The 13,007-nt window shown below is 65.5% G+C and carries 8 protein-coding genes and 1 pseudogene; 1 reads left to right on the top strand and 8 read right to left on the bottom strand.

All coding sequences use genetic code 11. The annotated features are described in order from the left end of the window. Positions 1 to 78: 78 nt before the first annotated feature. The 7 genes from B2W55_RS08745 to ltnD all read right to left on the bottom strand — a co-directional run bounded on the left by B2W55_RS08745 (position 79) and on the right by ltnD (position 11,566). Positions 79 to 1,281 (bottom strand): efflux RND transporter periplasmic adaptor subunit, encoded by a 1,203-nt coding sequence (locus B2W55_RS08745; protein WP_024579378.1) that lies wholly within the window; start codon positions 1,279 to 1,281, stop codon positions 79 to 81. After that, positions 1,268 to 4,447: an efflux RND transporter permease subunit gene (locus tag B2W55_RS08740; protein ID WP_024579377.1), complete on the bottom strand. Its 3,180-nt coding sequence runs from the start codon at positions 4,445 to 4,447 to the stop codon at positions 1,268 to 1,270. The genes B2W55_RS08745 and B2W55_RS08740 overlap by 14 nt, the downstream gene beginning before the upstream one ends. A 360-nt stretch (positions 4,448 to 4,807) precedes the next feature. Beyond that, positions 4,808 to 6,514 carry a methyl-accepting chemotaxis protein gene (locus B2W55_RS08735; protein WP_024579376.1) on the bottom strand — a complete coding sequence of 569 codons (1,707 nt, stop codon included), beginning with the start codon at positions 6,512 to 6,514 and terminating at the stop codon, positions 4,808 to 4,810. A 197-nt stretch (positions 6,515 to 6,711) separates the two neighbouring features. Next, positions 6,712 to 8,403 (bottom strand): methyl-accepting chemotaxis protein, encoded by a 1,692-nt coding sequence (locus B2W55_RS08730; RefSeq protein ID WP_024579375.1) that lies wholly within the window; start codon positions 8,401 to 8,403, stop codon positions 6,712 to 6,714. A 170-nt stretch (positions 8,404 to 8,573) separates the two neighbouring features. Further along, positions 8,574 to 9,863, bottom strand: coding sequence for a 3-oxo-tetronate kinase (gene otnK, locus B2W55_RS08725; RefSeq protein ID WP_024579374.1), 1,290 nt, complete (start codon positions 9,861 to 9,863; stop codon positions 8,574 to 8,576). Further along, entirely contained in the window at positions 9,860 to 10,642 is a 783-nt protein-coding gene (otnI, locus tag B2W55_RS08720) for a 2-oxo-tetronate isomerase (protein WP_024579373.1), read from the bottom strand. Before otnI ends, otnK begins: the two co-directional genes overlap by 4 nt. 12 nt (positions 10,643 to 10,654) lie before the next feature. After that, entirely contained in the window at positions 10,655 to 11,566 is a 912-nt protein-coding gene (gene ltnD, locus B2W55_RS08715; protein WP_024579372.1) for an L-threonate dehydrogenase, read from the bottom strand. A gap of 115 nt (positions 11,567 to 11,681) precedes the next feature. Between ltnD and B2W55_RS08710 the strand changes: the two genes are divergently transcribed. Then, on the top strand, positions 11,682 to 12,338 hold the full coding sequence (locus tag B2W55_RS08710) for an aldolase (protein ID WP_024579371.1): 657 nt from the start codon (positions 11,682 to 11,684) through the stop codon (positions 12,336 to 12,338). Between the two features lie 375 nt (positions 12,339 to 12,713). Here the strand turns inward: B2W55_RS08710 and B2W55_RS08705 are convergent. Then, a pseudogene (locus tag B2W55_RS08705) lies at positions 12,714 to 13,007 on the bottom strand (ATP-binding cassette domain-containing protein); the annotation flags it as partial.

Raw genomic sequence — 13,007 nt, 5'->3', positions numbered from 1 at the left:
CATCCGGCTTGATCGGATCTCGAAACGAAAATGCCCGGGACACGCCCGGGCATGACGGAGTGAGAGACGCCGCGCGCCCTACCCCTTCGCGTCCTGCTTTTCAGAGGCGGTGGTCGGCTTGCCCTTGGCGCCGACACCGGTGACGCGGACATGATCGCCGTCGGCGAGACCGTCCGGCGGCGCGGTGATGATGCGGTCGTCAGGCGCAAGGCCCGCTGCGATCTCGATCTCCTTGCCGAGGTCGCGGCCGATCTTCACCGTCTTGAACAGCACCTTGTCGTCGGGACCGACGGTCGCGACCCGCAGGCCGTTGCCGTTGAAGATCAGCGCGCTGGCAGGAATGCTGAGCGGCGTCGATTCGCGTTGCAGGTTCAGCTTCACGCTGGCGTAGCTGCCCGGCATCAGTTCGCCGGAGGAGTTGTCGAGCCCGAGCTGCATCCGCGTCGTGCCGGAGGCGACATCGACCGCCTGCGAGGAGGCTTCCACGGTCGCCTGGAAGGTGCGGTTCGGATAGTCCGGCAGGCTCAGCGTGGCCTTGGCGCCGATCTTGATCGCCGGGACGTAGTTCTGCGGCACGTTGACGTAGACGCGCAGCCTGGCGATGTCGGAGACCGTGAACATCGCGGGGCCCGAGCCGCCGCCGGCATTGATCAACGCGCCGACGTCGGTATCGCGCGAAGTCACCACGCCGTCGAACGGCGCCGTGATCTTCTTGTAGCCGGCGAGCGCTTCCAGCCGCTCGACATTGGCCTGACCGGCCCTGACCGCGCCGTTCTTGTTGGAGAGGTCGGCGGTGCGCTCGTCGATCTCCTGGGCGGAGACGAAGTTCGAGGCCACCAGCGTCTTGCGCCGGGCGAGCGTCGCCTCCGACAGCTTGGCCGAGGCCTGGGCGCTGGCGAGATCGGCGCGCGCCTGCAACAATTGCTGGTCGAGGTCGGGGGCCTCGATCTCGGCGATCACCTGACCGGCCTTGACCCGGGCGCCGATGTCGACGTCCCAGCTCTTCAGATAACCCGACACGCGCGCGAAGATCGGTGCGCGGGAATAGGCTTCGAGCCGGCCCGGCAGATCGATGGTCGGGCTCAGCGCCTTGGCGCTCGGCAACGCCACGGCGACGGTGGGAACGGCCTGCTCATCGGTCCATTGCTTGAGCTTGCTGTCCTGCTCCTCACGGGCGCGGATTCCGGTGCCGACGATCAGTCCTGCGCCGACCAGTGCAACCACGCCGAATATGCCCAATTTCCGGCCGGACACCGGGGGGCGCTGTTCAGTGGGCTGCATGCGGAATCTCCGATGAGGCGGCGACTTTGGCGCCTTGCTTCTTGTGTACCATACTGAATACCACGGGAACAAACATCAGCGTCGCGAAGGTGGCGAAGATCAGGCCGCCGATCACGGCGCGGCCCAGCGGCGCATTCTGCTCGCCGCCCTCGCCGAGCCCCAGCGCCATCGGCGCCATGCCGATGATCATGGCCAGCGCCGTCATCAGCACCGGGCGGAAGCGGACGAAACCGGCCTCCAGTGCCGCCGCGACGGGGTCGCCAAGCTCCTCATAGCGCTCACGGGCGAAGCTGATCACCAGCACGCTGTTGGCGGTCGCGACGCCCATGCACATGATGGCGCCGGTCAGCGCCGGAACCGACAGCGTGGTCTGGGTGGTGAACAGCATCCAGACGATGCCGGCCAGCGCCGCCGGCAGCGCCGTGATGATCACGAACGGATCCGACCAGGACTGGAAGTTCACCACGATCAGGAAGTAGATCAGCACGACCGCGCCGAGCAGGCCGAACAACAGACCGGTGAAGGCCGAGTTCATGGTCTGCACCTGGCCGAGCAGCACCACGGACGAGCCCTTCGGCACCTCCTTGGCGGTATCGGCGATCAGCTGGCGCACGTCGGTCGCGACGCCGCCGAGATCGCGGCCCTGCGTCGTGGCGTAGATCTGCACCAGCGACTGGATGTCGTATTGCGAGACCACCGCGCTCGAGGTCGCGCGCTTGATGTCGGCGATGCCGCCGAGGATCGGCGCCTGGGTGTTGCCGGTCGCGGTGATCGGCAAGGTCTGCAACGCGCTCAGCGAGTCGATCTGATATTGCGGCGTCTGCATCACGATCGAATAGGACACGCCGTTGTCGGGGTTGAGGAAGTAGGTCGGCGCGACCTGCGACGAACCGGCCAGATTGACCACCAGCGCGTTGGTGACGTCGCGCTCGGTCAGGCCGACATATTGTGCGCGGGTGCGATCGACATCGATGTTGAAGGTCGGATTGTTCGGCGACTGCTGGATCCGCGCGTCGGCGATGCCGGGAATGCGCTTGATCTTCGCCAGCAGCTTGTTGGCATAGGCGTAGTTGCCTTCGAGATTGGCGCCGCGGATCTGTAAATCGATCGGCGCCGGCGCACCGAAGTTCAGAATCTGGCTGACGATGTCGGCGGGCAGGAAGGAGAAGCTGGTGCCCGGGAACAGCCGCGGCAATTGCTCACGCAGCGTGCGCACATGCTCCTCGGTCGGCTTGTGACCTTCCTTCAGCTTGATCTGGATGTCGGCATCCTGCGGACCGATCACGCCGGTGTTGTTGTAGGTCAGGTTGATGCTGGAGATCGGCATGCCGATGTTGTCGGTCATGGTCTCGATCTCGCCCGGGATCAGCTTGCGGATCGCCTTCTGGACATCCGCCATCTGGTTGGCGGTCTCCTCGACGCGGGTGCCGACCTGGGTGCGGACATGCATCAGGATGTTGCCGGCATCGACCGACGGGAAGAAGTTGCGGCCGAGGAACGGCACCAGCAGGAACGACGCGGCGACCACCGCGAGGAAGCCGCCGACGAACACCTTGCGGTGGCCGAGCGCCATCGCAAGCAGGCCGTGATAGCCGCCGCGGATGCGCTCGAACCGCGCTTCGAAGCCGCGCTGGAACCAGACCAAGGGATTGCGCGACTTCGGCGGCGCGCCTTCGTGATGGACATGCGGCTGCAACAGATAGTTCGCCATCGTCGGCACCAAAGTGCGCGACAGGATGAACGACCAGATCATCGCGAACATGACCGCTTCGGCCATCGGCACGAACAGGAAGCGCGCGACGCCTGACAGGAAGAACATCGGCACGAACACGATGCAGATACACAGCAGCGAGACGAACGCCGGCGTCACGATCTGGTTGGCGCCGTCGAGGATCGATTGCTCGACCGGCTTGCCCTGCTCGAGATGGTAGTTGATGTTCTCGATCGTCACCGTGGCGTCGTCGACCAGGATGCCGACCGCGAGCGCGAGGCCGCCGAGCGTCATGATGTTGAGCGTCTCGCCGATCAGGGACAGCATGATGATGGCGCCAAGCACCGACAGCGGGATCGACACCGCGATGATGACGGTCGAACGCCAGCTGCCGAGGAACAGCAGGATCATGACGCTGGTCAAGAGCGCCGCGATCACGCCTTCGAAGGCGACGCCGGTGATGGCGCCGCGGACGAACACCGACTGGTCGCCGACGAAGCCGATCTTGAGCGCGTCCGGCATCTGGTCCTTGACCTCGATCACCTTCTGCTTGATGCCGGAGATGATATCGAGCGTCGAGGTCGCGCCGGCCTTCAGCACCATCATCAGCACCGAGCGGTTGCCGTCGACATGGACGATGTTGGTCTGCGGCGGGTTGCCGTCGCGGACGGTGGCGACGTCGCGGATATAGACCATCGCGCCGTTGACGGTCTTGATCGGCAGGTCGCCGAGTTCCTCGATCTTCAGCGGCGAGTTGTTCAGGTTGATGGTGTATTCGAAGTTGCCGATCTTCTGGGTGCCGACCGGCGTGATCAGGTTCTGCGCGGCGAGCGCATTGGCGACGTCCTGCCCCGACAGGCCGCGCGCTTGCAGCGCGGTCGAATTGAGGTCGATCTGGACCTGGCGCTGCTTGCCGCCATACGGATAGGGGATCGCGGCGCCGGGCACCGTGACCAGCGGCGTGCGCAACTGGTTGATGCCGATGTCGGCGAGGTTCTGCTCGGTGAGGCCGTCGCCCGACAGCGCGACCTGGATGATCGGCACCGTCGAGGCGCTGTAGTTGAGGATCAGCGGCGGTGTCGCGCCCGGCGGCAATTGCTTCAGCAGGGTCTGGGCGATCGCCGTGACCTGCGCGTTGGCGGTACGGATGTCGACATTGGGCTGGAAGAAGATCTTGACGATGCCGATGCCATTGTAGGAGTTCGCAACGATGTGCTCGATGTCGTTGACCGTCGTGGTCAGCGTCCGCTCGAACGGCGTCGTGATGCGCCCCGACATCTGGTCGGGAGGCAGGCCGGTGTACGACCAGGCCACGCCGATCACCGGGATGCGGATTTCGGGAAAGATGTCGGTCGGCGTGCGCAGCGCCGCCAGCGGTCCGATAATCAGCAGCAGGATCGCGAGCACGACGAAAGTATATGGCCGGCTCAGCGCGATACGGACCAGTGCGATCATAAAAGCAGCATTCCCGAAATAAAGCCCGCCCAGGCAAAGCAATCGGCGTTCCAAAAGGCCGATCCGCTGGCGCCGATTTACCCGATGCCGGGCAAAACGCCAACCCGTGGAGCCGCGGCCGCCTTCACTTCCTTGGCATAGCCCGTGAGGCAGCGCGATTCGATCGGTTGCGCCGGCCGCGGCGCCAGCGATCCCAGTCGGATCATCACCAAAAAGAGACAGCCCTGCTCTGGGAGTGAGCAGGGCAAGGACACCATTCCGGGCGACGCGTGGCCAGCGCATCGCTGCCCCGCGAAAATGCAAAGCATGACGAACCGGTCCGGTCCGTCACGCCGATGGCGCAACCGCGCCTGCGCAGAATCAGGCGGCCCGGACCGAGTCCAGGAACCGGCCGACCTCGAGCTTGAGGCGGTTGCTGTCGCCGGAGAGCGATTGTGCGGCACCGAGCACCTGCGTCGAGGCCGACCCGGTCTCGGTGGCGCCGCGCTGGACATAGGCGATGTTGGCCGAGACCTGGCCGGTGCCTTCGGCCGCATGCTGAACATTTCGGGAGATTTCCTGGGTCGCGGCGCCCTGCTCCTCCACGGCGGCGGCAATCGTCGAGGAGATCTCGGAGAGCCGCTCGATGGTTGCGCCGATCTCGCGGATCGCGTTCACGGAGGCCTCGGTCGCGGCCTGGATGCCGGAAATCTGCTGGCCGATTTCCCCGGTCGCCTTCGCGGTCTGCTCGGCGAGCGCCTTCACTTCCGACGCCACCACGGCAAAGCCGCGGCCGGCCTCGCCGGCGCGCGCCGCCTCGATGGTCGCGTTCAGCGCCAGCAGGTTGGTCTGGCCGGCGATGGTGTTGATGAGTTCGACCACGTCGCCGATACGGGCGGCGGCTTTCGACAGCTCGCCGACCCGATCATTGGTCGCACGGGCCTGATCGACCGCGTCGCCCGCCATCCGCGCCGATTCCTGCACCTGGCGGCTGATCTCGGAGACCGAGGACGACAGCTCCTCGGTCGCGGATGCCACCGACTGCACATTGGTCGACGCCTCTTCCGAGGCTGCTGCGACCGTCGTCGCCAGCTCCTGCGACCGTTCGGCGGTCGAGGTCAGCGTGGTCGCGGAGGCCTCGAGCTCGGTCGAGGCTGACGCCACCGTTTCCACGATCTCGCCGACCGCACGCTCGAAACCGTCGGCGAGTTGCAGCATGTCGGCACGGCGCTGCGCAGCGGCGCGCGCCTCGGCGGCCTTCTGCTCGCGTTCCATCCGGATCTTGGCAAGGCCGTTGTCCTTGAACACGAGCGCGGTCTTGGCCACGTCGCCGACCTCGTCGCGGCGGTCGGTGCCGTGCACCGCAACCTCGTAATTGCCGTTGGCAAGCTGCTGCAACAGCTCGACGACGGCCCGGATCGGCTTGGCGACGCCGTATTGTCCGACGAGGAAGCCGAATACCAGGCCGAGCACGACGCCCGATGCCGCGAGCAGGATCAACAGCTCCGAGGTCGAGGTATACTCAAGCTCATTGGCCTTGACGTTGTCCCTGACCCGCTGATCCTGGCGATCGGCTACCGCCCGCACCTTGGATTGCAACTCTTCCGCCGCCGCACGGCTCTTCATCGCGGCATCGCGCAGCTTCTCCGCCGACGCAGTCAGGTCGGCGGCCCGGGCGCCATCGACCGCATCGAGCGTCTGCTTCAACTGGGCCTGATAGGTCGACTGCGCCGACCGCACGCCGGACAGCAGCGCGATGGTCGGCTGATCCTCGGTCTTGCCGAGTTCGACGAGGCGTTCCTCGAGCAATTTGAGCTGTTCGTCGATCACGCCGCGGGCCGCGATCCGGTTCTCGTCGCGGGGATCGAGCGCGCTGCGGAACTCGGCCCGGTTAATCGCAAGCACGCTCTGATTGGCGCGCGCCGAGAGCAGCGCGCGTTCCGCCGCGTGTGCCGTGACCTCGCCGCGCTGGCTCAGCGATTTGAGCGATGAAATCCCGAGATAGGCCAGCGCACTGGCAATGACCGAGAGGCCGACCACAATCGCCAGAATCTTCGTGAGAATACGGAAGCGCGCCAGGATCATCATCGATTGCCTCGTTCGGAGTGAATGTCGCGATCTCGTGCGGTGGCAGTGTCGCGCTGCGGCAAGTTACCGCGCGTGGAACTACGGATCGTTAACCGGACCTTCCGTTGAAGTACGGAGCGTTGCCGAAAGAATCGGCAATGAAAAATGCCCGGCCTGCGAGGGCCGGGCATTGTCCGATCTGTGATGTCTCGATGACGTCAGGCGGCGCGGACGGCGTCGAGGAACTTGCCGACTTCGAGCTTGAGGCGGCTGCTGTCACCCGACAGCGACTGTGCCGCCGACAGCACCTGGCTCGAGGCCGAACCGGTCTCATTGGCGCCGTGCTGCACGTCGGTGATGTTGGCCGAAACCTGTTGGGTGCCTTGCGCGGCCTGCTGCACGTTGCGGGAGATCTCCTGGGTCGCCGCGCCCTGCTCCTCGACCGCCGCTGCGATGGTCGACGAAATCTCCGACAGCCGTTCGATGGTCGTGGAGATCTCCTTGATCGCGCCGACCGACTCCTGGGTCGCGGCCTGGATGCCGGCGATCTGCTGGCCGATCTCGCCGGTCGCCTTCGCCGTCTGCTCCGCCAGCGCCTTCACCTCCGACGCCACGACCGCGAAGCCGCGGCCGGCCTCGCCGGCGCGCGCCGCCTCGATGGTGGCGTTCAGCGCCAGCAAATTGGTCTGGCCGGCAATCGTGTTGATCAACTCGACGACGTCGCCGATCCGCGCGGCCGCCTTCGACAGCTCGCTGACGCGATCATTGGTGGTGCGCGCCTGGCCAACCGCATCGCCGGCCATCCGCGCCGATTCCTGCACCTGACGGCTGATCTCGGTCACCGAGGACGACAGCTCTTCGGTCGCGGACGCAACCGAGGAGACGTTGGCCGAGGCCTCCTCGGACGCAGCGGCGACCGTGGTCGTCAGTTCCTGCGAACGTTGGGCGGTCGATGACAACGTAGAGGCTGAAGCTTCGAGCTGGGTCGAGGCCGACGACACGGTCTGCACGATCTCGCCGATCATCTGCTCGAAATTGCGGGTGATGGTGTCGACGCGGCGACCGCGCTCGATCTTGGCTTCGGCGTCGGCAGCCGCGGCTTCATCCGCCGCCTTCTTCGCGACCAGCGCCTCCTTGAACACCTGCAAGGTATCGGCCATCGCGCCGATCTCGGTCTTCTCGCCCTGGTGCGGCACGTCCGCGGTGAGGTCGCCGCGGCCCAGCGCCTGCATCGGCGTGATGATCGAAGCGATACCGGCCGAGACGTCACGAACCAGGTAGAAGCTGACACCGACGCCGATCAGGACGGCAGCGCCGAGGATCACCGCGAGCAGCATGAAAGCCGAATTGTAGCTGTCGGTGGCGTCCTGCGCGGCCTTGTCGGCCCCGGTGTTGTTGTAGGCGATGTCCTTGTTGAGGATTTCGTCCGCCTCGAGGCCGATCTTGTTCACGACCTGGGTATTGAGCTCATGCGCGTCATGGGGAATCTTGCCGACGTCCTTGCGTGACAGCTCCATCACCTGTTCGGTACCCTTGCGGTACTTGTCCCAGGTCTCGACCCATTGATTGTAGAGCGCCCGTTCCCCCGGAGACGTGATCATCGGCTCGTAGGTGGTACGGGCCTTGGCGATCATCTCGACCACGGTGACCAGCGTCTTTTCCTGCGCCAGCTTGGTTTCGGTCGTCTCGGAGAGCATGTGCTCGCGGATCACGTTGCGATAGGTGATGACGCCGGCGCGCAACTCGCCGAGCACGCGCACGCTCGGCAGCCAGTTGGTCGTGATGTCGACCGTGTTGGCGTTGATCGCCCGCATATTCCAGACGGCGAGCAGGCCCATGCCGCTCAGCGCGACAAGCAGGAACGCAACCGCGGCAATGATCTTGGCGCGGATCGAGAATTTGGCGAACATCGTGAGGTCTCTTGGGTATCGGGCCCGCGAGGTCCGATCGAATGGCTGTGGGCGCGGCGGGACGCCGCAGACATCAAAGCCAGCCCCCCTCCTTAGGTAGGGTTAATTTGCGTACCCGTTGAACTACGGAGATACCCGTTACGCTCCTGACATGATGCGCGCGAGACGTCTCAAGGCATCAATGCGAGCGCATCCGAGAAAAACGCCGGCCCGCCGAAATTGCCTGATTTCAGGGCAAGGAGCATGTCGCCATCTCGCGCGCCGACCGCGCGCAAAACCGGAACGCCTGCAGCGATTTCCGCGCCGACCAGGAAGCCCGGAATGTGCAGACGATCGACCACGGCGCCTGAAGTTTCACCACCTGCGACCACCAGCCTGCGCACGCCCGACTGCACCAGCCCGTCGGCGATGTCGGCCATCGCCTGCTCGATGGCATGTCCCGTCGCATCGCGGCCATGACGGGATTGCAGAGCTGCGACCTCCTCAGGTGTCGAGCTACTGGCGATCAGGATCGGCCGTGCGCCGAGCCGGTCCTTGGCCCAGGCCAGCGCACGCTGCGCCTCGTCCTTGCCGGCGACCACGCGCTCCGGATCAAGATGCAGCACCGGCATTACCTTCTCGGCGCTGGCGATCTGACGCAGGGTCGCTTGCGAGCAACTGCCGGCGAGGCAGGCGGCCGGGCCGCCGACCGGCGTCTCAAGCAACCTGTCCGTCGCACCAGGCTTGGCGTTGCCGGCATCGACCAGCGCGCGCGCCAATCCAAGCCCGATCCCGGAGGCGCCGACCGAGAGCCGGTGATCCAGCGCCACCTGCCCGATGGTCTCGAGGTCGCGGTCGAACACCGCGTCGATGATGGCGGCTCCGATGCCGCCCTGCGCGAGTTCGGCCAGCTTGGCGCGCACCGCGTCCGCGCCGCGGGCGAGCGTCGCCAGATCGACCAGGCCGATCTTGGTCCTGCTCTGGCGACCCAGCACGCGGACCAGGTTGGAATCGTGCATCGGATTGAGCGGATGGTCCTTCAGCGGGCTCTCGTTCAGCGGCACCGAGCCGACGAACAGATTGCCCTGGTAGACGGTGCGGCCGGTCTCCGGGAAGGCCGGCGTCACCAGCACGATCGCATCCGTGGAATCGGCGCGCAGCGCATCCATCACCGGGCCGATATTGCCGGCATCGGTGGAATCGAAGGTCGAGCAGATCTTGAACAGGATATGCCCGGCGCCGCGGCCGCGCAGCCAGCCCTCGGCGTCGCGCGAACGCGTCACCGCGACATCGGCTGCAATCGAGCGGCTCTTCAGCGACACGACGACAGCGTCGACCTCGGGCAGCGCAAGATCGTCGGCCGGCACGCCGATGGTCTGCACCGTGCGCAGGCCGGCGCGGGTCAGCGTGTTGGCGAGGTCTGAGGCGCCGGTATAGTCGTCGGCGATACAACCCAGCGACAGTTTTCCGGCTCGCGTCACGGCTTCACTCCGGCATAGGGCTTGAACCAGGCCAGACCGTCAGTGGTCTTGCCGCGCGGATTGTATTCGCAGCCGACGAAGCCGTCGTAACCGAGCCGGTCGAGCTCGCCGAACAGGAACGGATAGTTCAGCTCCTCGCCGTCGGGCTCGTTGCGCGAGGGAATCGAGGCGATCTGGATGTGGCCGATGATCGGCATCATCTCGCGCAGCCGCATGGTGACGTCGCCATGGATGATCTGGCAGTGATAGATGTCGAATTGCAGCTTGAGATTTGGAATCTTCAGCGCGTCGATCAGGTCGCGCGCGAACATGAAGTCGTTGAGGAAGTAGCCGGGCACGTTGCGCGGGTTGATCGGCTCGATCACGACGTCGAGACCATGCGGCGCGAAGAACTCAGCGGCGTAAGCCACCGATTTGCGGAACGCGGCGACGGCCTTGGCATCGCCACGGTCGGCAATCCCCGCCATCAGATGCACCCGCTTGACACCGGTCGCTTGCGCATAGGGCAGCGCGGTCGTCAGGCTCTGCTGCAAATCATTGAAGCGATCCGGCAGCGCGGCAAATCCCTTCTCGCCGGCGGCCCAGTCGCCCGGCGGCAGATTGAACAGTGCCTGGGTCAGACCGGCTCCCTTCAGGCGCTTGCCGACCTCCACGGCCGGATGGTCATAGGGAAACAGGAACTCGACCGCGGTGAAGCCGGCCTTCGCCGCCGCCTCGAAGCGGTCGAGGAACGGGACCTCGTTGAACATCATGGTGAGATTGGCGGCAAAGCGGGGCATTGCAGGATCCTCTTATTTCTCGCCGGGCAGCTTGGTGCCGGTGACCTGGGCATACATCCGCGCCACCGAGGCATCGTCGTCGCGGCCCATGCCGGCGGCCGCGGTCATCAGGAACATCTGCAATGCCGCGGCCGAGACCGGCACCGGGAAGCGCGCACTGCGCGCCATGTCCTGGATGATGCCGAGGTCCTTGACGAAAATCTCGACCGCGCTGCGCGGTGCGTAATCGCCGTCGAGCACATGCGGCATGCGGTTCTCGAACATCCAGGAATTGCCGGCGGAAGCCGTGATCACCTCATAGACCTTCCTGATATCGAGGCCCTGCTTGGCGGCGAACGCGATCGCCTCCGAGGCGGCGGCGATATGCACGCCGGCCAGCAATTGGTTGATCATCTTGAACGCGGCGCCCTGCCCTGCGGCATCGCCGAGCTCGTAGAGTTTTGCGGCCATCGCATCCAGCGCCGGCCGCGCCTTGGCGAACGCCGCCGCGCTGCCCGAGGCGAGAATCGTCAGTTCGCCCTGCGCGGCGCGCTGCGCACCGCCGGAGATCGGTGCATCAAGATAATGCCGGCCGGTCGCCTCGAGCTGCTTGGCCAGCCGTCGCGCGATGTCGGGGTCCATGGTCGCCGAGGAGATGAACACCGCGTCTTTCGCCAGCGTCTCGGCGACGCCGTCCTTGCCGAACAGGATCGTCTCGGTCTGCGCGGCGTTGACCACGACGCTGACGATGATATCGGCGCCCTTTGCCGCCTCCGCTGGCGACGTCGCGCCCTTGCCGCCCTCGGCCTCGAAGCGCTTGACCGCATCGGCCGAGACATCGCAGCCGGTGACCTCGAAGCCTTTGCGCTTCAGCGAGGTCGCCATGCCGTATCCCATCGAGCCAAGCCCGATCACGGCGACGCGCGGCGTTGCGGAACTGGACATGCGGCGATCCCTCGAACGTTCTTTGCTGCTTTAGAGGGCTTGCCTATCACGGCTTGGCCGCGCTGCCAAAGCATGAGACAAACCGGGACATGAATGGCGCCATGAGCGAAACGGGATGAGCGAAACAAAGCTTCGTGAAGACATCTGCCGCTTCGGCCGCTCGCTGTTCGAACGCGGGCTGACGCCGGGCTCCTCGGGCAATATCAGCGTCCGGCTCGATGATGGCGGCTGGCTGGTGACGCCGACCAACGCCTCGCTCGGCTTCCTCGATCCGGCGAAAATGTCGCGGCTCGACGGTCAGGGCCGGCTCGTCTCCGGCGACGCCCCGACCAAGGAGGTGCCGCTGCACACGGCACTCTACCAGACCCGCGACACCGCCGGCGCCGTGGTGCATCTGCACTCCACCCATTCGGTCGCACTCTCGATGCTGCCCGAGATCGACCCACGCGCCGCACTCCCTCCGATGACGGCCTATTACGTGATGAAGTGCGGCCAGACCGCGCTGGTGCCGTATTATCGCCCCGGCGATCCCGCCGTCGCCGACGCGATCAGGGGGCTCGCCGGGCAATATTCATCGGTGCTGCTCGCCAATCACGGCCCGGTCGTGTCGGGCGACACGCTGGAGGCGGCGGTGTTCGCGACCGAAGAGCTCGAGGAAACCGCAAAGCTCTATCTGCTGCTGCGCGGGTTGAACCCGCGATACCTGTCACCGGAACAGGTCGCGGATCTGACGAGGGTGTTCGGGCTGACGTTGCCGGAGCACGGGCACTAGCACCCGGAAACAACTGACATCGCGAATTGGTGAGGACGACCAACAGACGCCGAGGTCGAAGCAGCCGCTCTTATCCTCGACAGGGCCGGGCGCCACCATCATTGGTGGCCCAAATCGATCAAACCCTACCAGGAGTTCGCGAAAACGGACCCCATCGCCAGAAGCGAGTTTGAAGGAATCGTAGAACAGATGTTGTTGGCCGCCGCAAAGGCCAGATCTCAATAAATGATCGTAGCCCGCATGAGCGAAGCGATATGCGGGACAGCCTGCCCCGGATGTCGCTGGCGCTCATCCGGGCTACGAAGCGACGAAGCAATTCATCCCTCCTCGTGCGCGGAAGGATGGATTGCTTCGCTGCGCTCGCAATGACGGCGGCTACAGCCCCAGATACGCCTTGCGTACGTCCGGATTGGTGCTGATCTCGGCGGCGGTGCCCTGCATCAGCAGGCGGCCGGTTTGCAGGATGTAGGCGCGGTCGGCGATCTCCAGGCACTCAGCCATGCGCTGCTCCACGATCAGGACCGTCATGCCGGCGTCGCGGATGCGCTTCACGGCCTGGAAGATTTCGTCGACCAGTTTCGGCATGATGCCCTGCGACGGCTCGTCGAGCATCAGCAGGCGTGGCCGCGTCATCAGCGCGCGGCCGATCGCGAGCATCTGCTGCTCGCC

Source organism: Bradyrhizobium sp. UBA2491, from assembly GCF_002341725.1.
Lineage (GTDB): Bacteria > Pseudomonadota > Alphaproteobacteria > Rhizobiales > Xanthobacteraceae > Bradyrhizobium.
This window is presented reverse-complemented; position numbering and strand designations above follow the sequence as displayed.